At 73.3% G+C, this 19,720-nt stretch carries 20 protein-coding genes and 1 pseudogene; 8 read left to right on the top strand and 13 right to left on the bottom strand.

Going from position 1 to position 19,720, the window contains the following annotated elements:
- Positions 1-23 precede the first annotated feature (23 nt).
- Positions 24-1,247 carry a helix-turn-helix domain-containing protein gene (locus ABZ452_RS28905; protein WP_357949464.1) on the top strand — a complete coding sequence of 408 codons (1,224 nt, stop codon included), beginning with the start codon at positions 24-26 and terminating at the stop codon, positions 1,245-1,247.
- A gap of 121 nt (positions 1,248-1,368) precedes the next feature.
- On the opposite strand, the gene ABZ452_RS28900 is transcribed toward ABZ452_RS28905, so the two are convergent.
- The 7 genes from ABZ452_RS28900 to ABZ452_RS28870 form a co-directional block, all read right to left on the bottom strand.
- Positions 1,369-1,554 (bottom strand): ribonuclease, encoded by a 186-nt coding sequence (locus tag ABZ452_RS28900; RefSeq protein ID WP_355059889.1) that lies wholly within the window; start codon positions 1,552-1,554, stop codon positions 1,369-1,371.
- A gap of 53 nt (positions 1,555-1,607) precedes the next feature.
- The gene (locus tag ABZ452_RS28895) at positions 1,608-2,378 is read right to left on the bottom strand and encodes a PH domain-containing protein (RefSeq protein ID WP_357949461.1); all 771 of its coding nucleotides are present in this window, start codon (positions 2,376-2,378) and stop codon (positions 1,608-1,610) included.
- Positions 2,379-2,418: 40 nt separating this feature from the next.
- Entirely contained in the window at positions 2,419-2,937 is a 519-nt protein-coding gene (locus tag ABZ452_RS28890) for a hypothetical protein (protein WP_357949458.1), read from the bottom strand.
- Between the two features lie 86 nt (positions 2,938-3,023).
- Positions 3,024-3,827 (bottom strand): MerR family transcriptional regulator, encoded by an 804-nt coding sequence (locus tag ABZ452_RS28885; RefSeq protein ID WP_357949455.1) that lies wholly within the window; start codon positions 3,825-3,827, stop codon positions 3,024-3,026.
- Entirely contained in the window at positions 3,820-4,356 is a 537-nt protein-coding gene (locus tag ABZ452_RS28880; protein WP_357949453.1) for a hypothetical protein, read from the bottom strand. Before ABZ452_RS28880 ends, ABZ452_RS28885 begins: the two co-directional genes overlap by 8 nt.
- Before the next feature lie 98 nt (positions 4,357-4,454).
- Positions 4,455-5,174: a hypothetical protein gene (locus ABZ452_RS28875; RefSeq protein WP_357949450.1), complete on the bottom strand. Its 720-nt coding sequence runs from the start codon at positions 5,172-5,174 to the stop codon at positions 4,455-4,457.
- The gene (locus ABZ452_RS28870) at positions 5,167-5,622 is read right to left on the bottom strand and encodes an RNA polymerase sigma factor (RefSeq protein WP_357949448.1); all 456 of its coding nucleotides are present in this window, start codon (positions 5,620-5,622) and stop codon (positions 5,167-5,169) included. The genes ABZ452_RS28875 and ABZ452_RS28870 overlap by 8 nt, the downstream gene beginning before the upstream one ends.
- A 200-nt stretch (positions 5,623-5,822) precedes the next feature.
- On the opposite strand from ABZ452_RS28870, the gene ABZ452_RS28865 reads away from it, so the two are divergent.
- Both ABZ452_RS28865 and ABZ452_RS28860 read left to right on the top strand, forming a co-directional pair.
- A complete protein-coding gene (locus tag ABZ452_RS28865) occupies positions 5,823-7,073 on the top strand; it encodes a hypothetical protein (protein ID WP_357949446.1) in 1,251 nt (416 codons plus the stop codon).
- Between the two features lie 160 nt (positions 7,074-7,233).
- Positions 7,234-8,229: a nitroreductase gene (locus ABZ452_RS28860; RefSeq protein WP_357949443.1), complete on the top strand. Its 996-nt coding sequence runs from the start codon at positions 7,234-7,236 to the stop codon at positions 8,227-8,229.
- Between the two features lie 37 nt (positions 8,230-8,266).
- On the opposite strand, the gene ABZ452_RS28855 is transcribed toward ABZ452_RS28860, so the two are convergent.
- Together ABZ452_RS28855 and ABZ452_RS28850 are read right to left on the bottom strand one after the other, a co-directional pair.
- Positions 8,267-8,704, bottom strand: coding sequence for a hypothetical protein (locus ABZ452_RS28855; RefSeq protein WP_357949441.1), 438 nt, complete (start codon positions 8,702-8,704; stop codon positions 8,267-8,269).
- Positions 8,705-8,765: 61 nt separating this feature from the next.
- Positions 8,766-10,913: a hypothetical protein gene (locus tag ABZ452_RS28850; RefSeq protein ID WP_357949438.1), complete on the bottom strand. Its 2,148-nt coding sequence runs from the start codon at positions 10,911-10,913 to the stop codon at positions 8,766-8,768.
- Between the two features lie 191 nt (positions 10,914-11,104).
- Between ABZ452_RS28850 and ABZ452_RS28845 the strand changes: the two are divergent.
- Positions 11,105-11,293: pseudogene (locus tag ABZ452_RS28845) on the top strand (MFS transporter); the annotation flags it as partial.
- A 99-nt stretch (positions 11,294-11,392) separates the two neighbouring features.
- A complete protein-coding gene (locus ABZ452_RS28840) occupies positions 11,393-12,970 on the top strand; it encodes an amidohydrolase (RefSeq protein WP_357949436.1) in 1,578 nt (525 codons plus the stop codon).
- 77 nt (positions 12,971-13,047) lie between these two features.
- Here ABZ452_RS28840 and ABZ452_RS28835 read toward each other — a convergent pair whose 3' ends face one another.
- Together ABZ452_RS28835 and ABZ452_RS28830 are read right to left on the bottom strand one after the other, a co-directional pair.
- Positions 13,048-14,034: a LacI family DNA-binding transcriptional regulator gene (locus ABZ452_RS28835; protein ID WP_357949565.1), complete on the bottom strand. Its 987-nt coding sequence runs from the start codon at positions 14,032-14,034 to the stop codon at positions 13,048-13,050.
- A 331-nt stretch (positions 14,035-14,365) separates the two neighbouring features.
- Positions 14,366-15,886 (bottom strand): non-reducing end alpha-L-arabinofuranosidase family hydrolase, encoded by a 1,521-nt coding sequence (locus ABZ452_RS28830; protein WP_357949434.1) that lies wholly within the window; start codon positions 15,884-15,886, stop codon positions 14,366-14,368.
- A gap of 373 nt (positions 15,887-16,259) precedes the next feature.
- Between ABZ452_RS28830 and ABZ452_RS28825 the strand changes: the two genes are divergently transcribed.
- Positions 16,260-17,489, top strand: coding sequence for a helix-turn-helix domain-containing protein (locus tag ABZ452_RS28825; protein WP_357949431.1), 1,230 nt, complete (start codon positions 16,260-16,262; stop codon positions 17,487-17,489).
- A 4-nt stretch (positions 17,490-17,493) separates the two neighbouring features.
- Here the strand turns inward: ABZ452_RS28825 and ABZ452_RS28820 are convergent, their stop codons facing one another.
- Together ABZ452_RS28820 and ABZ452_RS28815 are read right to left on the bottom strand one after the other, a co-directional pair.
- Positions 17,494-17,724, bottom strand: coding sequence for a potassium transporter TrkA (locus ABZ452_RS28820; protein WP_357949428.1), 231 nt, complete (start codon positions 17,722-17,724; stop codon positions 17,494-17,496).
- Between the two features lie 54 nt (positions 17,725-17,778).
- Positions 17,779-18,003 carry a hypothetical protein gene (locus ABZ452_RS28815; RefSeq protein WP_357949425.1) on the bottom strand — a complete coding sequence of 75 codons (225 nt, stop codon included), beginning with the start codon at positions 18,001-18,003 and terminating at the stop codon, positions 17,779-17,781.
- 562 nt (positions 18,004-18,565) lie between these two features.
- Here ABZ452_RS28815 and ABZ452_RS28810 point away from each other — a divergent pair.
- The gene (locus ABZ452_RS28810; RefSeq protein WP_357949422.1) at positions 18,566-19,336 is read left to right on the top strand and encodes a rod shape-determining protein; all 771 of its coding nucleotides are present in this window, start codon (positions 18,566-18,568) and stop codon (positions 19,334-19,336) included.
- Between the two features lie 32 nt (positions 19,337-19,368).
- Positions 19,369-19,683 (top strand): TraR/DksA C4-type zinc finger protein, encoded by a 315-nt coding sequence (locus ABZ452_RS28805; RefSeq protein WP_357949420.1) that lies wholly within the window; start codon positions 19,369-19,371, stop codon positions 19,681-19,683.
- Positions 19,684-19,720 lie beyond the last annotated feature (37 nt).

The following is a 19,720-nucleotide window of genomic DNA, read 5'->3' as shown; positions in this document are numbered from 1 at the left end:
GGTTTTTGTTCGGGGAGAACAACATGTCGGACGACTACGCGAGCTATCGCGCGGCCCATCTCGAACTCGACGAAAGGGTGTCCGCCCGGCTCCGTGACCGGCTCCCCGTGGTCGCCGAGCGTACCGTCAGCGCGATCACCGCCGAGGTCCCCGACTACTCCGGCGCGCTCACCGGCACCATGCGGGCGAAGATCGAGAACGCGGTACGCATCGCGCTGGGCACCTTCCTCCAACTCATCGACGGGGCACAGCTGGCCGACCCGAGCACCCCGCTGGCACCGGCCCTGGAGGCCGCGTACGCCCTGGGCAGCGGCGAGGCGCGCTCGGGGCGCAGCATGGACGCGCTGTTGGCCGCGTACCGGGTGGGGGCGCGGGTGGCCTGGCGGGAGGTCTCCGCCACCACGGTCCGCAGCGGGCTGTCCGCCGAGACGGTGGCGGAGTTCGCCGAGCTGATGTTCGCGTACATCGACGAGCTGTCCGCGGCCAGCGTGGCCGGGCACGGCGACGAACGGGCCAGCGCCGGCCGGGCCCGCCGCCGCAACATGGAGCGGCTCACGCGGCAACTGCTCGCCGGGGAGCCCGAGGACATCCTGCGGCGCAGCGCCGAACGGGCCGACTGGCCGCTGCCGCAGACCCTCACCGTCGTCCTCCTGCCGCGCCGCAACCTGCGCGCGGTGCTCGCCCTGCTCGGCCCGCACACCCTGGAGAGCGGCGAGGACCTGCCCGGCATGGACCCCGCCGAGGAACTGGCCGTCCTCCTGGTGCCGGACACCCACGGCGCCCGGCGGCGCCAGCTCACCCGCCTGCTGCACGGGCACCGGGCGGTGCTCGGGCCGGCCCGGCCGTGGCACCGGGTCGCCGCCTCCTACCAGCGGGCCACCCGGGCGCTCGCCCTCGGCCTCGGCGAACCGGACGCCGGGCCGGTCGACACCGAGCACCACCTGGCGGAGCTGCTGCTCAGCATGGACCCGGAGATCCTGGCCGACCTCCGCGCCCAGGCGCTCGCGCCCCTCGCCGACCTGCCGCCGGCCACCGCGCACCGGCTCGCCGAGACGCTGCGCTCCTGGCTGCTGCACCAGGGTCGCCGCGACGACGTGGCGGCCGACCTGTTCGTGCACCCGCAGACCGTCCGCTACCGGATGGGCAAGCTCCGCGAGCTGTACGGGGACCGGTTGCACGAACCGGCCACGGTGCTCGCCCTCACCATCGCCCTGGCCGTCCCACCCACCCCACCGGAGGCGGAATGAACAGCCCGGGCGCGGTCGGCGCCACCGTTCCGCGCCGGTTCGGCCGGGCCGGTGTCGGCGGGTGCCCGCGACGGCACGCCGCGGTTCCGTCCGGGTGCCGGGCTCCGGCGGCCGACCGGGCCTACTCCTCGGGGACGCCCGGACCGACCTCGCCGCGCCTCAGGTGCTCGGCGTTGCGGTCGGCTTCGCTGTCCGCGTTCGCGGCTCCCGCGCCCGCGTCCGTGGTGCGGCGCCCCTCGGCGTCCTGGTACACGGCGCCGGTCTCGAGCGCGTCCTCCTGCTGCCGGCTCTGCTCAGGTGTGGTCATCGCCACCGACTACCCGGCGACCGCCCCGGATATGCGCCGGCCTCCGGCAGAGGCTACGGCTCGACCCGGCCGGCGCCGTGGATCCTCGCCAGTTCGGCGGCGTACTCGGCGTCGGTGAGCGCGCCCCGCTCGTGCTGCCGGGTCAGCGCGTGGATGTCGCGCCGCCGGTCGCTGGGGACACCGCTGGCCGGGCCGATGCCGGTCGAGGGCCCGGCCTGGCGGACACCCCCCGCGGCGGGCCGGCCGGCGGGCGGCGCGGACTGACCGGGGAGCGACGGGGGCCAGCCAGCCGGCGACCCGGGCCGCCCCTCCGGGGGCGCCTGCCCGCGGCGCTGCGCGTCGTGGTGGTGTGCCCGCAGGATCGCCAGGATCTCGTCGTAGTGTTCCGGCCAGGTGGCCAACCGGCCCAGTTCAGGCCGGAACGTGAACGGCCGGAACAGGTCGCCGCGCTGCAGCGGGGTCTGTACCGAGGGCCCGTCGGCCCGGTCGATGACGATCGCGACGCGACCCATGTCCAGGCCGGCGATGCTGGCCGTGCCGTTGCGGATCCGCGCCACCGACGCCCAGGGCACCGTTGTCGTACGCAGCATTGACCGGGACCGCAGACCGCGGGCGCTGACGTAGACGCCGAGCATCGCCTGCCGCGCCGTCACGGTCACGGCGACGATCAGCCACAGCACGGCGAGGACCGCCAACGGGGCCGGCACCGACCCGCGCACGTGCCCGGCGACGAGGAACGTGCCGACTGCGACCGCCGCGACTAGCCCCAGCAGGGCGAAGCCGGTGGCGATGTCCAGCGAGTACGGGCGGCGCCATCTGCTCATGCCGCCATGGTGGGGGTAGGTGTCCAACCGGGAACCTGCGTCAGGCGGGGACGTAGACGAGGTCCATGGTGTCGGTGCGCCCGGACCAGCGGAGGTCGAGGTGCCAGCAGCCGGCCTGCGGCAGGTCGATGATCGACGGGCCGGGGCCGCCGGCGACCTCCCGGGTCGCCCGCGTGGTGGTGCCGTCCAGGGTCGCCGTGATGACGAGGGTGGTCGGCGCGCTGGGATCGGGCGACGGCGTGGCCGCCGGCCGGGCCACCCAGAGGATCTTGTTGTTGGGCCCCTCCGTCCGGCCGACGCTCAGCGGCTGGCCGAACAGCACGGCCACGATGTCGCCCTTCGCGCCGAACACGTGCGCGATGCGGGTGCCCCCGCTGAACCCGGCATCGGCCCAGTCGGGCAGCTCGCCCGACTCGACCCGTGCCGCGCAGCCGGTCGTCGCGCCGGCCGCCGGGGTGGCCGGGGTGGCCGGGGTGGCCGGCGTGCCCGACCGGCCCGCGGTGGTGCAGCCCGCCAGCAGGACCACCGCCCCCAGCAGGAGGCTTCCGCTTGAACGCATTCCGCACCTCCGGACCTGCCCGGCGCCGTGGGCGGCACCCCTGTCCTGACGACACCGGCCGGGCGGCGCAGGTTCCGACCCGTGCGCTACGCCCAGGTGGCGGCGTCGGGGTCGATGCCGTGGGCGCGTGCGCTGGCGTCGATGCTGCGCCGGAACCACGTGGCAAGGCCGGCGCGGATGCCGTCGTAGTGGGCGGTGAATCCCGGGTCGGCCTCGAACATGCGGCCGAGACAGACCTGCATCTGCCTGGTGAGGGAGAAGTACGACGTGAAGACGTCCCGGTGCCGCTCGACGAGGTCGTTCGCCTCAGCGCTGCCAGGGGCGACACCGGCGTCCATCGCGTCGCCGAGGGCACGGTCGAGGTCGGCGACGGCGTCGGCGACGGCCCGCCACTCCTCCGGGCTACGCGAGGCTGAGCGCTCGGCGTACTGCTGCCACTGCGCCGTGTCGCCGTAGCGCTGACGGGCCTGGGCGGGCCAGTCCGGGTCCCACTCGGGGCCGAAGATCGCGGCCTGCTGCTCGACGGTGAGCAGCAGGCCGCGCTCGTGGGCGTCGATCATCCGATCCAGGCCGGCACTGAGCTGCTGGAGGCGGTCGATCCGTTCGGCAACCTGGGCGCGCGGCGCGCGCAGCGCGCCGGGCACGTCGGCGGCCGAGTCGTCCAGGATGGCGCGGATCCGGTCCAGGTCGAGGCCGATCTCCCGGTAGACGACGATGCGGTGCAGGCGTTCCAGATCGCCGGCCGTGTAGAGCCGGTATCCGGCGGCCGTGCGCAGTGACGGTCGCGCCAGACCGATGGCATCCCAGTGGTGCAGGGCGCGGACCGTCACGCCCAGACGCGTCGCGACCTGACCGACGGTCAGGCCACCGGCGTCAGTGGCATCAGGCATGCTCCGCATTGTCGCCGCGACCGGCGCCCGGTGGGGTGATGCCGATGGCTTCAAGGTTCCGCGCCTCCTGGCTGGCCGGGTCGAAGGGCTTCGCCGCGGTGAAGACGACCCGGGCGTTCTCGGGCGTGATCACCTCCACGTCGCGGGTGTTCCAGGGGGTGTCCCGCGGGCCGTCGACCGAGTCCGGGCTCACCGCACGGCAGGCCTCGACGAGGGGCTCGATCTGGCCGAGCACGCACGCGAAGCTGACGCTCATCGCCGGCGCCTGCGCCGGAACGTCCGCCGCCGCGACGAGGAGCACGTCCTGGAACGCCCACCGGCGCAGGTGCACAAGCGTGCCGGGGATGCTGAACAGCTCGAAGAACCCGAGCCCACGAATCCAGAAGTCCACCGACGCCGCCACATCGCTCGTGGGGATCGTCACGAACGCGGGCATCCCGTAGATGCCCCGGTACGGCTCCGGCGCCACCGCGTCCGGGCCGGGTGCGGGCACGGGACTGATCTCGAAGGCGTTGTAGTGGTCGCTCATGGACCCCACCCTCCGGCCTGACGCAGCGTGAGGGTCAAGCCGGAGCCGTGAATCCGGTCCTGTCGCTGCGGCGCGACCGGTGTCGCGGCCCGGTACACCTAGTCCAGGGACCCGGCGATCCCGATCGCCTCGTCCCGGGTGAGGTCGCCCTCCAGCCGGTAGCTGACACCGGCGTCCTCCCAGATCAGCGTGGCCGCGGCGAGCCGGGCGGTCGCCACCCGCACGGTGCCCGTGCGGTCGACGTAGGACAGCTCGTGCGGGCCGCCGATCCACACGGCGAAGTCGCCGTGGACCTGTACCCATTCCACGCCCGGCCCACTGACCTGCTTCTGGAAGACCGGCTCGAGGTGTCCGTCGAAGGCGTCGAGGCGCAGCGCACCACCGCGGTAGAGCAGCGTCACCACCCGGTACGCGCCGGTGCCGTCCGGGTCGGCGACCAGCACCTGCTCGGGGTCGCCCAGCTCGGCCGGTACGCGGATCGGGAAGCGAAGGTGCCGCTGCGCCTCGTGGAAGGCGGCGGGCCGCTGGGCCGGCAACGGGGACGGCACGCCGGTGGGCGGCATCGGCGCCGACGTGGTGTCGATGACGATCCCGGAGAAGCGCAGCAGTCCCGCCACGGCGTCGGCGATGGCGGCCCGCCCCGGCGGCAGCAGGGCGACCAGCAGCGCGGCCAGCGCCGCGGCGAGCCAGTAGCGCCAGCGGCGGCGACGGTGTGCCGGCGCGGCCAGCCGGGACCGCACCCGGGCGGTCACGTCGGGGACCTCGGGTGTGTCCAGCCAGGTGGCGAGGGCGCGCAGCTCGCGCTCGAGGTCATCCACGGCGCACCTCCTCGCGGTCGAGCAGGCTGCGCAGCTTCGCCAGGGCCCGGTAGGTCCGTGACTTCACCGTGCCCTTGGGCCAGCCGAGCGTCGTCACGGTCTCCTCCTCGGTCAGGTCGAGAAGGAACCGGCACACGATCACCTCGCGGTCCTTGACCGGGAGCTGGCGCAGCGCCGCCACCAGCGCGGCCCGGCGCTCTGCGGCGAGGACCCCGCCCACCGCCGCGTCCTCGCCGACCTCGGCCCCGGGGTTCGCCGCCGTGGCCCGCAGGACCAGCCCGTCCCGCCGGCTGCGGGACCGGTGCAGGTTGCGGGTCTCGTTGGCGACGATCGCGAGCAGCCACGACCGGAAGGACGACTCGCCGCGGTAGCGGGACAGGTTGCGGAACCCCTTCACGAACGCCTCCTGGATGACGTCCTCCGCGTCCGATCCGGCACCGAGCAGCACCGCCGTCCGGTACGCGGACGCGGTGTGCCGGGCGACCAGGAGTTCGTACCCCTCCAGGTCACCGGCGCGAGCGCGGCGGACAAGCTCGTCGTCGTCCAGTGGAGACCTCCCGTTCGATCACCCTCATGACACCGGCCGGGCGGCGCAGGTTCCACCTTCGCGGCGCGGAACTTCGACGGCTTCGAGGGTGTCACCCGAGCATGACCGTCACCATCTCGCGCCGCGGCATCCTGACCCTGCTCGCCGGCGCCGGCGCCGCCGCACTGGCCGGCTGCGAACCGGCCCGGGGCCCGGCCTCCGCCCCGGGCGTCGCCATTCCCGATCCGCTGCTCGTCCGCGTCGACGGAGGGGAGGCTCTCCTGCGCGGGACCGACCGGCGGACGTTCCCCCGCGCCGTCGCCAGCGCGGACGGCGGATGGATCTTCGCGACCGCCCCCGACGGCCCCGACACCGCCTGCTGGCGGATCGACACCACGACTGGCCACGCCTCGCCGAAGACGGTGCTGCCCGGGCGTTGGGCACCCCAGGCGGTCTCCGGCGACGGGACGGGGGTGGCTCTCACCACGACCGGCGCGACGGCGAGCGGCGGTCGCCCACCGGGGCGGGACGCGACGCCGGTGCTGGTCGCCGACGTCAACGGGGTACGCCACCGGCTCGACCTGCGGGGCAACTTCGTCCCGGAGGCGTTCACCGCGGAGCACACCGGGCTGTTCGTCCTCGAATGGCTCCCCGCGACCGCCCCGGACCGCTACCGGGTGCGGGTCGTCGACCTCGCCACCGGCGAGCCGGGACCGCTGTCCACCCGCGACAAGACACCGGTTCCGCCCGGCGCCGAGGAGGAGATGCGCGGCGACGGGCGCCAGGCGGTGCTCGCCCCGGACCGCACGGTCCTCTATACGCTCTACACCCACCAGCCCGGCCACCAGCACACCCGGGACTTGATCAGCGGTCGGCCCGGCAACGCGCACGCGTTCGTCCACACCCTCAACCTGGCGGCCCGGTGGGCGTACTGCATCGACCTGCCGCACCCGTTCGGCGAGGCGGCCGCGGCCGGACACGCCATGGCGATCAGCCCCGACGGCGGGCGGCTCCTCGTCGCCGACGTCTCGTCGGGCACCGTCGCCGACATCTCCACCGAGGAACTCACGGTACGCCGCACGGTCCCGCAGGACCGCGGCACGGGCGCCGCGCACGCCGCCGCCGGCGACGACCGCCTGTTCCTGGCCGCCGGCACGACGGTCCGCGCCCTGGATCTCACCCGCCTGACCGGCACGGCGGACTGGCAGGTACGCGAGCCGGTCACCGGCCTCGTGCTCAGCCGTGACGGCAGCCGCCTCCACGTGGGCCAGCGGGACGCGGTGAGCTGGCACGATGCCGCCACCGGCCGGGAACTCGGTCGCGTCCCGGTTCCCGGTCTGGTCGGCCTGCACGGCCTGGCCGGGGCCGCCTGACCCGACGCTGCCCGGCCGCCTTCCTGCCCCTGCCGCCCGCCCGCCTCGGATGGGACCGAACACGATCCACCTGCCCGGGCGGCCCGGGTCCTCCGGCCCTGGCCGCCGCCGCCCGCGCCGGGCAGGCTCGGAGGGGAACCGGCGACGAGGAGGCGTACCCATGAGCCAGCCAGCGACCTGGGCGGAGCAGACTCCGACCGGGCGGATGCTGGAGGCGGCGGCCCGGCAGGCCCTGCACGCCCCGTCGGTGTTCAACACCCAGCCCTGGCGCTGGCGGATCACCGCGGACACCCTCGACCTGCGCGCCGACACCGACCGGCAGCTCGCCGCCGCCGACCCGGACGGCCGGCTGCTCGCCCTCAGCTGCGGGGCGGCCCTGCACCACGCCCGGATGTCCCTCGCCGCCGCCGGCTGGACGGTCACCGTCGAGCGGCAGCCCGACCCGGCCGACCCGGCGCTGCTGGCCCGGCTGCGCGCCACCGGCCCCACCCGCCTCGACGTCGCCGCCGCCCGCCTGGTCGAGGCCATCCCGCGCCGCCGCACCGACCGCCGCGCCTACGGCGACCGCCCGGTTCCCGAGCCGGTGCTGAACCGGCTGCGCGCCACCGTGGAGGCCGAGGACGGCCACCTGCACATCGTCCGGCCCGACCAGATGCCGATGCTGGCCGTCTCCACCGGCCGCGCCGCCGACATCGAGCTGGCCGACCCCGCGTACCGGGAGGAACTGCGCCGGTGGACCGACCGGCCCGCGGGCAGCGGCGACGGGGTGCCCACGGCGACCGCCGTCCGCCCCGCGCCCCGGCGGGTGCCGTTGCGCGACTACGCGCCGGGCGGGGCCGCCGGGCTGAGCGCCGGCGCGGGCTTCGACCGTGGCGCGGCGTACCTGATCCTCTTCGGCGAGCGCGACGATCCGGCGGCCTGGCTGCGCGGCGGCGAGGCGCTGTCCGCGCTGCTGCTCACGGCCATGGCCGAGGGCCTGGCCAGCGCCCCGCTCAGCGACGCCATCGAGGTCGCCTGGCCGCGCCGGATGATGCGCGACCTGCTCGCCGGGATCGGCGACCCCTACCTGGTGGTCCGGGTCGGCTGGGGACCCGACGAGGACCTGCCGCCCGCACCCCGCCGGACCCCCGCCGACGTCATCGAGGTGACCGGCTGAGCGCCGACCCTGGCCCGGTGCCGCCGTGCGGCACGGCCTACGGTGCCGGTGGGCCGCCCAGCCCGCGGAAGACCTCGCCGCAGACGTCGACGCAGTGCGCCAGCACCACGTCGGCGGTGAGCACCCCGGTCGTGGTGAACAGGAAGACCTCGCGGTCAACGCGCTCGACCGACGCGGTCCACGGCGCGGCCGTCAGCGTCCGCTCGACGGCGTCGCTGCCGGGTGAGGACAGGTCGAAGACGGTCAGCATCCCGTCGTCGAAGCTGAGGGTCCACTCCCGGCCGTCCTTCGTGGAGACGGCCAGATAGCCCGGCAGGTCATCCAGTGCGGGGTCCTGCGGCAGGCGCCCGGTCGCCCCGGCCACCGCGGGCTGCTCGGCCAGGGCGTCGCCGTCGAAGACGTCCCAGCCGTCGATGCGCTGCGGCTCGACACCGTCGACGGCGTAGGCAGGGCGGGAGCGGCGCAACCAACTCATGACTCTCACTATCGGGCACGGGGGGCCCGGTGTCGCCACCGGGCCCCCACATGGGGAGGGATCAGGGCCAGAAGGAGCCGTTCGACGGGTAGATCTTGAACGGGATCCGGTTGCGCCGCAGGCAGTCGAGGAGATCCTGCGGGATGTCCAGCGACCCGTTGGCGTGCGGCAGGAAGTGCCACATCGCCTCGGCCACCTGTTGCGTGTCGAGCAGATGCCGGTCCTGGTCACACTGCTTGAGGTAGTGGCCCGGGTACGGCTTGCCGGTCTTCACCTCGTGCAGCTTGCGCGGCGGGCCGGTCTCCAGGAAGTCCGGCTCGCGGGCCGACCCCGGCCGCGGCACGTTCGGCGTCGCGATCCGCCCGGCCTGGTTGCGCAGACCCGGGACCCCCGCCATCACCACGTCGGCGAAGTAGTCCTCGCCGGCGTCCGCGCCGCGCAGCCACGGCGTCGGCGTGGGCGGAGGCGTCACCGCGTCGGTCAACGCGTCCGCCAGCCGCCCCAGGCTGTTGTCGGCCCGGCGGGCCAGCCGCAGGATGACGTCGTCCGCGAACCCGGCGTCGGTGAACCGGCCGTAGTTGCCGAGCATGATGGCACGGATGGTCAGCGTCTTGACGCTGTCGGAGATCTTGTCGTACTTGGCGACGAAGTGGATCACCTTGTCGAGCCGGTGCAGGTACCGCGCCACGAACTTCGCGGCCTTGCCGGGGATCGCCACCGCGTCACCGACGTACGGGACCAGGCCCATGATGCTCAGGCCGGCGCCGACCCAGTCCTGGTTGATCACCGCGGCGACGGTGTCCCGCAGATCCGCCAGGCCGCCGAGCACCCAGCCGACCACCGGGATCAGGCTCAGGCCGCCGGAACACAGGTAGCCCGACAGCCAGGCCATCGAATCCCTGGGCGCGAAGTCACCGGCGATCAGACCGAGCACGAAGTCGGTCACGTACGTCCACTTGCTGACCTGCTCGTCCGGGATCAGCGGGTCCAGGCCCTGGTCCTCGGCGTGCCCGAGCTCGTAGGCGTCGGACATCCCGTCACCGTCGGTGTCCACCGCCAGGGGGTTCGTCAGGTGCTCGCTGGTCTCCGCGCCGTCACCCAGGCCGTCGCCGTCGGTGTCCGGGTTGGCCGGATCCGTCTCGCTGTCGTCGACCTCGGTGCTGTCCGGGATGCCGTCGCCGTCGGTGTCGGTGTCGGTGGGCGTGGTCGTGAGTGGCGGCGGGTCGCCCGGCAGTGGCGGGGCGCGGGGCTGGTCGGCGACCAGCGGATTGCTGCCCTTGGTCACCTCGGCGCCGTCACTGGCCCCGTCGCCGTCGGTGTCCGGATTGGTGGGTGAGGTGCCGAGATCCTGCTCCTGGAGGTTGGTGAGGCCGTCACCGTCGATGTCCTCCGCGCCGTCGGCGACCGAGTCCTGGTCGGTGTCGACCGCGTTGGGTCGGGTCCAGCCGGCCAGTTCGGTGATCTCGAACTTGTCGGTCAGCCCGTCGCCGTCGGAGTCGACCAGCAGGGGGCTGGAGCCGAAGCGCAGCTCCACCACGTCGATCACGCCGTCGTCGTCGTGGTCACCCGTGTAGGTGATGCCGAGCCGGGTGAGCACGTTGAAGCCCTTGGACCAGGCGCTCGCGGCCTGGATGGTCGCCGGCTCCGGGTTGGCCTTGGCCAGCATGTCGTCGGCCTTGGCCAGGTTGGCCTTGGCCGCGTCCAGGTCCGCGAACGCACCGGTCAGCTCCGCCGGGGCGGGCGCGGGAGGCGGGGTGGCCCGGAACGGGCCGATCGTCGCCTCGGCGTCCTGGATCGCCGCGTCAGCCAGCAGCCGCACGCCGGTGAGGGTCTCCACCAGAGCGGCGATGTGGGCCTGCTCGGCCTCGCCGTTGGGCGGGCTGGCCCCGGTCATGCGGCCCTTGAGGAAGGCTTCGAGGTGCTTCAGGTTGTCGAACGTGACCTCGCCGTCGGCGACGCTCGTCAACCGGGCGCCGTCGAAGTACCGGCTGCCGACGTCGGCCAGCACCGGGTCGATCCGGCTCGCGCCCAACCCGTCACCGACGTACGGGCGCAACGCCTGGGTCGCCTCGCTGACGTAGACCTTCGCGTCGCGCGTGTACGCGGCGGTGGGGATCTTGGCGACCTCCACCTCCCAGAGGCGGCTCCCCGCCGCCGACGCCGGGGCGGCGACGAGCGCCGTCTGCGCGGCGACGAGTGCCGCCACCACGGCGGCAAGTCTCGATCGCAATCGTCTTCTGTGCCTCACCAATACCTCCGTCTGTGCGAAACGGTCGGATGTATCGGTGAGAATATTTACAACTTTGATTGCATGGAGCCCCGCCGGAATTAGCCTTCTGTGAGCGGATACCTATGGATATTTTGCCCCCAACTGGACAGGCCCGGCGCGGCGCTCGCGGCGGCAGCGTGACCGGTCTGGTCGGGGCCGCCGGCGGCCTGGGCGGCTTCGTGCCCCCGCTGACCATGGGCTGGGTGTACGGCCTCCAGGGCTCGTACGCGATCGGCCTGATGCTGCTCTCCGACATGGCCCTGGCCGCCGCGGTCTACACCGCCGTGAAGATGCGGAACCTCGCCCACCCGGACAGCTAGGCCGCCCAGCAGTCCGCCCAGTCGCCCGCGGCTCTTCCTTCTTCCCGCCTCCCTTCCTACTGTGATGATCAATCGCCGCTCGACGATCGTGGGAGTCACATGAGCATCCGCGTGTACCGCAACGCCGCCGTTTACACGGGAGACGGCGGCAACCCGCTGGCCGAGGCCATGGCCGTGGAGGGCGATCGCCTGCTGGCCGTGGGCCGGGAGGCGCAGGTGCGCGAGGCGGCGGGCGGTGGCGCGGAGCTGATCGACCTGGACGGCGCCGCGGTGCTTCCCGGGCTCTACGACGCCCATATCCACACCGCCCAGTACGCGCAGAGCCTGGGCGCCGTGGACCTGCGCGGGGCGCGTCGCCTCGACGAGGCCCTCGCCATGGTGGCCGCGCACGCGGCGCGGCTGCCACCGGGTGCCTGGCTGTTCGGCGGCCGGTGGAACAGCAACACCTGGGATCCGCCGGCGCAGCCGGACCGGTACGCGCTGGACTCTGTCTGCCCCGAGCTGCCGGTCGCGTTGCCCAGCGTGGACGGCCACACCGTGTGGGCCAACTCGGCAGCGCTGCGGCTGGCCGGCATCGACGCGAGCACTCCCGACCCGGTGGGCGGCGAGATCGTCAGGGACGCTCGCGGGGAGCCGACCGGCATCCTCCGCGAGACGGCCTCACACCCGCTGCGTGACCTCATGGTCTCCCCCGATCTGCGCGACCTGCTGCGGGCCGGGCAGGAGGAGCTGCTCGCGCTCGGCCTGACCAGCGTGCACGACATCGACGGCGAGGACTGCCGGGCCGCCTATCTCGCTCTGCGCGACGCCGGCGAGCTCAAGCTGCGCGTGCACAAGGCGATCCCCATGACGCACCTGGAGGCGGCCATCGCCGAGGGCCGCCGGACCGGGCAGGGCGACGACTGGTTGCGTACCGGGCCCGTGAAGATCTTCAGTGACGGGGCCCTCGGGTCGCACACCTGCCACATGAGCAGGTCCTTCGCCGGCGAGCAGGGCAACGTGGGCATCGCGGTCACCCCGTACGAGGATCTGGTCACGCTGTTCGCGAGGGCGGCGGGCGCCGGCATCGCGGTGGCCACGCACGCCATCGGCGACCGCGCCAACCACCTGGTCATCGACGCCTACGAGGCGCTCGGCCGCACACCGGGGCTGCGGCACCGCATCGAGCACGCGCAGCACCTTCAACCCACCGACCTGGCCCGGATGGCCACCCTGGGCATCGTGGCCTCGATGCAGCCGGTGCACTGCACCAGCGACATCGATCTTGTCGATTCCCTGCTGGCCGGCCACGATCTGGCCTCCTACGCCTGGCGCGGGATGCTCGACGCCGGCGTCGTGCTGGCGTTCGGCTCCGACGCCCCCGTCGAGAGTCCCGACCCCTTCGCCGCGCTGTACGCCGCGGTCACCCGTGCCCGTCCCGACGGTGCCCCCGCCGGCGGCTGGCAGCCTGAGCAGCGGCTGAGCATGGCCGAGGCCGTGAGCGCCCACACCCTGGGCGCTGCCCGCGCCGCCGGCGAGGACGACCGCAAGGGTGTCCTGACGCCGGGCAGGCTGGCCGACTTCATCGCGGTCGACACCGACCCCTACCGGGACTCGCCGGACGCGGTGCTGCGTACCAAGGTCATGACGACCGTCGTGGGCGGCGAGATCCGCTGGCAACGGACCGGAAGCCGCTGAAGCAGCGGCCCTGACCGGCGTTTCCGCCGGTCAGGGCTGTTGCTCGGAACCCGCCGGCGGCTACGGCAGCGACCGGGTCACCGCGGCGGGGCGGCGACGCTGTCGCGGGAGACGAGGCTCGGTGCGATGGTCCGCCGCAACTCACCGACCACGCCGGACTCGATCTGGGCCAGCAGCAGATCCAGACTGGCCCGGGCCACCGCGACGAAGTCCGGCCGCACCGTCGTCAACGGCGGAATGAAATACGCCGCCTCCGGCACATCATCGAAACCCACCACACTGATCTCCGCCGGCACCCGACGACCATGCTCATGCAACGCCCGCAACACACCCAACGCCAAATGATCATTCGCGGTGAACACCGCCGTCACCTCAGGCATCCGCGCCAACACCTGCCCACACCGGTAACCCGACGCCGCCGACCAGTCCCCCGCCACCAACGGCGGCACCTCGGCACCCGCCACCCGCAGCGCCTCCCGCCACCCCTCAATACGCCCCGCACTGTCGAACCAGTCCGCCGGCCCCGACACATGCCACACCGTCCGGTGACCCGCCTGCAACAGATGCCGCGTCGCCGCCCGCGCCCCCGCCACCTGATCCACCGTCACCAACGGCACCGGCCGACGCGGGTCGCCGTCGACCGTCACCAGCGGAACGTCCTTCGGCAGATGCTCCAACGCCTCACCAGCCGACTCGACCGGAGCGATCACCACAATCCCGGCCACCCGATGCGCCAGATGCCGCTCCACCGCCGCGGAAATCGACACCCGATCCAGATCCCGCACACTACCCACCGTGACCGCGAAACCCACCTCCGCCGCGGTCTGCTCCAACGCCGCCAACAACGACGCCGGCCCATACAACGTGGTGTTCTGCGCCACCACACCAATCACCTGCGACCGACCCGTCACCAACGCCCGAGCCGCCCGATTCGGCCGATAACCCAACTCCACAATCGCCGCCTGCACCCGCAGACGCGTCTGCTCCCGCACATTCGGATGCCCGTTCAACACCCGCGACACCGTCTGATGCGACACCCCCGCAAGCCGAGCCACATCCGTCATCGCGGGACCACGCACGGCACACACCCTCCCCGCCAAGCCCCGACCGCGTTCCGGCGACCGACGCCGGAGCGGCCGGACGCACCATCCGCAGCCCTGCATTCACCCTGGTCGCGCAGCCGGGGCAGCCCGGCACCGGGCCAGCGCCAGTGTACGACCGGGCCCCGTCCCGCCCGCCGAGGCACGGCGGCGACCGCGGGACCGGGCGGGCTCGGCCGTGCGCCGAGCCCGCCCGCTCCAGTTCCAGCCGATCCCCGCGCGAACGCTCATCGGATCCGGCATGCACCGTTGCCACGAGCGTCAGGACCACGCGGGCCGGACCTGCGTCGCGCCCCTAGCGCTGCAGCGTCAGCACACCCGGCCGGTACGGCAGGAGGCCGTAGTCGCCGCCGGAGTTCGGGGCCCGCCCCTGGTAGAGCAGCTGAAGGTTGCAGGGATCGATGGTCATGGTCTGGTCGGGGTTGCTGCGCACCAGGTCGCCGTGGCTGATGTCGTTGGTCCAGGTGGCGCCGCTGTTGGCCTTGCCGGCGAAGGGACTGCTCTCGCTCGCGGCCTGCGGCGTCCACGAACCGCCCAGGCTGCTCGCCGTGAACGAACGGAAGTAGCGGCCCTGCGAGCCGATCGCCTCGACCAGCATGAGGTACTGGTTCTGGCCCTGGACCTTGTAGACCTGGACCCCTTCGAAGAGGTTGTTGGTCGAATCACTCATGATCGTCGTGTAGTTCGAGCCGAAGTTGCCCGGGAAGTTCCCGATGGGCATGCTGGCCCGGTAGATCTTGCCGTTGTCCCCGGCGAAGAACAGGTACATGTTCTGGCCGTCACCGATGAGGGTCTGGTCGATCGGTCCCGTGCCGGAGCCGGAGATGCTTCCGGTGAAGAGCGTCTGCTGCGACGACCACCCGTTCACATTGGTGGGGTCGCTCGACGTCCGGTACGAGAAGGCCGTCCCGCCCCACTGGTAGGCGAGCACCCAGATGTTCTTCGGGGCGAAGTAGAACAGCGTCGGCGCGACAGCCGAGAAGGGCATGGCGTTCTGGCTGGCCGAGGCCATGTCGGACCAGTTCGTGAACGGGCTGAAGTTCATCGAGCCCCACGACGACCCGGTGTCGTGCGTCGTGGCATAGACGAGGTGCCGGCCGTTGTGCACGACGTTCGTGAAGTCCTTGAGCGAGACCCATCCCGACCTCGGGTTCGCCAGCGAGCCCGTCGACGACCAGCGGTACGTCGACGGAAGGGTGCACGAGCCGTTCGGCGGCGGCGTGGTGGGGTTGCTCCCGCCGTCGACCCGGACGAGCTGCCACTGCTGGTTGGGGCCGTTCCAGTCGTCGTACTGCACGATGCTCCCGCCGTCGGCGGTCGAGGCGCCCTGCACCTCCACCACCCTGTTGCTGTTCCGGTTGATCAACCGGACGTAGCCGCTGTCGGAATCGGCCAACCGGAACTGCTGGTTGGCCTGATTGCCGTCGGCCCACTGCACGATGTTGGCGCCGTTGGCGGTCGACCAGTTGTAGACGTCCAGCACCTTGCCGGAGAGCCGCGACCGCAACCGGTAGTAACCACCGCCCGAGTCCACGAACTGCCACTGCTGCTGGTTGCCGTTGTTCCGCGACCACTGCACGATCCGCGCGCCGTCATTCGTGGCCAGGTTGTACACGTCCAGGGCCTTGCCACTGTTGCGGTTGATCAACACGTACCAGGCGCTCGTGTCGACCGTCGCCGCGGCGGCGGGCGTCGACACCGCCACCGCGGCGGCGCCACCGACCACCACCGCGGCCACGGCAGCGGCGACGACCCGGGGCAGCCACCTGCGCCGCGACGGCGGCGCGATCGATGGAGACCTACCAAAGGCAGACATGATCCTCCTTCATTGACCAAGAGCCGAACGGTCCACCCGAGAATGGGCACACCGCGATGCATGGCCGGACCTTCGCGCCCGGAGGTGTTAGCGCTAACAGCGTGGGCGCATGCCCTGGCCAACGCCTGATCAAAGGTCCCGACGAACTGCGCTTGCCCGGTAAGCCACAGGCATCGTCGTCCTTGCCCATCGACTGTGAGCGATAACATCGCGTTCGTCAAGTGCGGCAGCTGGCGGCGTCGGGGTCGCCGACCGTGCCGTTACGGGAGAGCTGCGGGCTCCCCGACTCCCGGGCCCGCCGGCGTCACGCCTGCGACCATAGGCTGGACGAATCGGGTTGGTGTTCGACGCCGGCCCCGCCTGGGAGACCGCGATGACCGAGAGCGCCCGCCGACCGGCCCCGGCCGGGACCCGCGGCGATGACGGGTGGCTGGCCGAGGTCGCCCGCGAGGCCAGCGCCGATGCCGGCGGCGTGCCGGTGGAGTTGCTCGGCGACTATCTGCGGCTGTTGACGGACGCGGCGGTGACGGGCCGCCGGCCCCGCCGCGGCGAACTCGACGCGGTGGGGGCGCTCGGCCGACGCGCCGCCGAGCAGGGCGTGTCGGCGGGCCGGGCCGTCCGCCTCTACCTGTCCGCGGCGCGGCGGCTCTGGCGGCAACTGCCGCACCTGGCCCGTTCCACCGACAGCGAGACGGTGCGCGCGGCGGCGGACGCCGTGCTCCACGTGGTCGACACCGCCGTGGCCACGCTCGCCGAGGGCTACGCGGCGGCCCGCCGGGAACTGGTTCGCCGGGAGGAGACGCTGCGCCGGGAACTCGTCGACGACCTGCTGCGTGGCGACTCCGACCTCGGGGGGCTGGTGGAGCGGGCCGAGCCGTTCGGGCTGGATCTGGCCCGGGTGCACCGGGTGGCGCTCGCCTCACCGGCTCATCGGCTGCCCGACACCGAGGCGGCGATCAGCGCGCTGGAGCGGGTCATCTTCGACCGGCTGGGTGACCGGGACGTGCTGGTGGCCACGAAGGAGGCACTGCTCGTGGTGATCGCCCCGGCGGATGTGGTGACCCCCGACCGAGGCGGGGGCGATGGCGGGTCGGTGGCGGATCTGGGGCGGATGATGCACGGCGAGCTGGACCGTCTGGTGCGGGGCCGGCCGTGGCAGGTGGCCGTGGGCCGCCCGCACCCGGGCGTGTACGGCATCGCCCGCTCCTATGAGGAGGCCCGTGAGGCGCTGACCACGGCGCGGCGACTGCACGCCGACACCTCGGTGATCGACGCCCACGACCTGCTCATCTACCGCGTCCTGCTGCGGGACCAGGCGGCGATGGTGGACCTCGTGCAGGCGGTGCTCACACCACTGAGCCGGGCCCGGGGCGGCGCCGAGCCGCTGCTGGACACCCTGAACGAGTACTTCGCGTGCAGCGAGGTCGCCACGGAGGCAGCCCGCCGCCTGCACGTGTCCGTACGCACCGTCACCTACCGGCTGGACAGGATCCGGGCGCTGAGCGGCTACGACCCCGCCGATCCCCGGGACAGGTTCACCCTGCACGCCGCCGTGCTCGGCGCGCGGGCACTGGACTGGCCCCGTCGGCCGCTGCCGGCGTAGCGGGTCAGGCCGGGGCGGCGACCACTTCCGGAAAGCCGAGCAGGGCGGCCAACGCGCTGGCCTCGGTGCGGGTCAGGGTGAGGCTGATCATGCGGTCGGGGTCGTCGGGATCATCGTGGACGACGTCCCGGCGGTCGCCCAGCTGGTACTCGACGATGCCGATCCGGCGGCCCTGACTGGTCGTGAAGACGTGTCGTACCCCGATGCCGGGCAACGTCGTGCGTTCGATGTTCACAGGGGATGCTCCTTGCGGGACGGCTGCCCAGGGCCGGCCGGGAGCGGGTCGGCGCTACGGCAACGCGGTGGACGGTCGAGCGGCTCTCCCGACGGCCGGGGGCGCCCGATCGGCCGACCAGGCCGGCACGCAGCCCGCGATGGCGCGGTTCAGCCGGACCACGATGCACATGCCGAGCGCGCAGCCGGCACGAACCGCCGCGACGACAACCGCCAGCACGGCCAGCATCGACAGCGCGAGGGGCCGCTCGACGCCGACGGGCTGCTGGTGGTTACGCATACGGCCCACCATAGCCTCCGCCGAGCATCGCCCCGGGGCCCGACGCGGGCAGGTCACCCGGGAGCCGGCCCGGATCGCGCACCACCACCACCCGTGACGGCAGCCGGACGCCAAGCGACGGTGTTCTCCGGCGGCCGGCAATCAAGCGGGCTTTTATTGGCCGGTCACGCGCAATGCCAACCCCCCGCTTCCGGGCGACTCTGGAGGTCCGACGCGGTACCCGAGTAGCAAGGAGGCGGTGATGACGACCCGCACGCCGGTGGCCAGCCCGCCCGTGTTCGCCGGTTGCCCGCCGCTGTCCCGGCGTGGACCGGCCCGGATCCCAGGCCCGGCCGCCGGAGGCGCCGCATCCGGCCACGTCCCGCCGCCACCGGCGCACCGCCGACGGCCCTGAGCCGCAGGCCGACGCCGCCGAGCCCGGCGACCTGACGGGTCGACGCAACGGCCCGGCCACCCCGCCCACCGCACCCCGACCGTCCACCGGACGGCGATGTGTCCCACCGTAGAAGAGGTCGGTATGCCCGGCAACGTCACTTCCGTACACCCTTCGGCACGCACCGGGATGCTGTTCGGCCGGTCCCACACCACCCGCCCGGCGGTGGCCGTCGGCCCCGAGCCGATCGCCGTGGACCTCGGCAGCGCCCAGCTGCGGATCTGGCTGGGACCCGGCGGGATACTGAGCGTCCCGGTCGGCCAGAGCCTGCGGACACCGGTCGTGCGGCGCGGACGGGTCGTCGACGGCCCGGCCTGTGCCACCGAGCTGCGACGGCTCCTGCGCGAGCACCGCACCCCGGTGCCGGTGGGGGCGCTCGTCGTGGCCTGCCGTCCGGTGCTCGCCACTCCGGCCGACCAGGAAGCGACACGTCGCGTGCTCAACGCCGTCCTGGCGCCGTCCCGGCTGCTCTTCGTCGACAGCGTCCGCGCGGGCGCCATCGGCGCCGGCGCCGCCGCCGGCACCCTGCTGCTCGCCGACATCGGCGCCCAACTCACCGAGGTGGCTCTGCTGGAGCACGGTCGGGTGGTCGCCGCCCGGCGCGCCGAGGTCGGCACCCGCGACCTGAACCACGCGGTGACCGCCACCATGCTCGCCGACACCGCCACCAGGCTGGTCCGCGAGCTGCGGCAGGAGCCGGCGATGCGGCCGCTGGTCCGCGACTCCCTGGCCCGGGGCGTGATTCTCGTTGGGGACGGAGCCACCCGACCCGACCTGACCGCCCGGCTGGTCGCCACGCTGGGCGCGACCGTGCACCGCGCCGCGTCACCGCGTACCGCCGCGCTGACCGGCGCCGGAATGGCGGCCGTCGCGGCGACCCGACACCCCGCCAGCGAGTGAATCCCACCTTCTCCCGGAAAGGACCACCGACCATGACGCACACCCTCGACGACCGCACCGAGACGCTGCGCGAGGTGCTGGAACGCCAGTTCGCGGAGCACACCGACCAGCTCATGGAACTCACGGTGCACTCACGGCAGCACGACCACGGGGGCCACGACCCCCACACCCTGCGCCGGCTCATCGAGGCGGCCCAGCAGGGCGTCGCCGACACCGCCCGGGCGCTGAGGCGGATGTCCGAAGGCAGCTACGGCCTCTGCGAGGGCTGCGGTCGGGACATCCCGACGGCCCGGCTGGAGATCCTGCCCTCGGCCCGCTACTGCGTACCGTGCCAGCAACGTAGCTGACCGGCGCTGTCCGGCCACGTCCGCGACACCGCGTTGC

It is taken from the genome of Micromonospora sp. NPDC005707, from assembly GCF_040631005.1.
Taxonomy (GTDB): domain Bacteria; phylum Actinomycetota; class Actinomycetes; order Mycobacteriales; family Micromonosporaceae; genus Micromonospora.
Note: the sequence above shows the minus strand (reverse complement) of the source record. Positions and strands in the feature narration are given on the sequence as shown.

Excerpts from the sequence above, each read along its gene's own strand:
- ABZ452_RS28895 (WP_357949461.1), bottom strand. The coding sequence starts at position 2,378 with ATGAGCAGATGGCGCCGCCCGTACTCGCTGGACATCGCCACCGGCTTC.
- ABZ452_RS28865 (WP_357949446.1), top strand. The coding sequence starts at position 5,823 with ATGACCGTCACCATCTCGCGCCGCGGCATCCTGACCCTGCTCGCCGGC.
- ABZ452_RS28880 (WP_357949453.1), bottom strand. The coding sequence starts at position 4,356 with ATGAGCGACCACTACAACGCCTTCGAGATCAGTCCCGTGCCCGCACCC.
- ABZ452_RS28900 (WP_355059889.1), bottom strand. The coding sequence starts at position 1,554 with ATGACCACACCTGAGCAGAGCCGGCAGCAGGAGGACGCGCTCGAGACC.
- ABZ452_RS28890 (WP_357949458.1), bottom strand. The coding sequence starts at position 2,937 with ATGCGTTCAAGCGGAAGCCTCCTGCTGGGGGCGGTGGTCCTGCTGGCG.
- ABZ452_RS28835 (WP_357949565.1), bottom strand. The coding sequence starts at position 14,034 with ATGACGGATGTGGCTCGGCTTGCGGGGGTGTCGCATCAGACGGTGTCG.
- ABZ452_RS28840 (WP_357949436.1), top strand. The coding sequence starts at position 11,393 with ATGAGCATCCGCGTGTACCGCAACGCCGCCGTTTACACGGGAGACGGC.
- ABZ452_RS28860 (WP_357949443.1), top strand. The coding sequence starts at position 7,234 with ATGAGCCAGCCAGCGACCTGGGCGGAGCAGACTCCGACCGGGCGGATG.
- ABZ452_RS28885 (WP_357949455.1), bottom strand. The coding sequence starts at position 3,827 with ATGCCTGATGCCACTGACGCCGGTGGCCTGACCGTCGGTCAGGTCGCG.
- ABZ452_RS28905 (WP_357949464.1), top strand. The coding sequence starts at position 24 with ATGTCGGACGACTACGCGAGCTATCGCGCGGCCCATCTCGAACTCGAC.
- ABZ452_RS28855 (WP_357949441.1), bottom strand. The coding sequence starts at position 8,704 with ATGAGTTGGTTGCGCCGCTCCCGCCCTGCCTACGCCGTCGACGGTGTC.
- ABZ452_RS28825 (WP_357949431.1), top strand. The coding sequence starts at position 16,260 with ATGACCGAGAGCGCCCGCCGACCGGCCCCGGCCGGGACCCGCGGCGAT.
- ABZ452_RS28810 (WP_357949422.1), top strand. The coding sequence starts at position 18,566 with ATGCTGTTCGGCCGGTCCCACACCACCCGCCCGGCGGTGGCCGTCGGC.
- ABZ452_RS28830 (WP_357949434.1), bottom strand. The coding sequence starts at position 15,886 with ATGTCTGCCTTTGGTAGGTCTCCATCGATCGCGCCGCCGTCGCGGCGC.
- ABZ452_RS28815 (WP_357949425.1), bottom strand. The coding sequence starts at position 18,003 with ATGCGTAACCACCAGCAGCCCGTCGGCGTCGAGCGGCCCCTCGCGCTG.
- ABZ452_RS28805 (WP_357949420.1), top strand. The coding sequence starts at position 19,369 with ATGACGCACACCCTCGACGACCGCACCGAGACGCTGCGCGAGGTGCTG.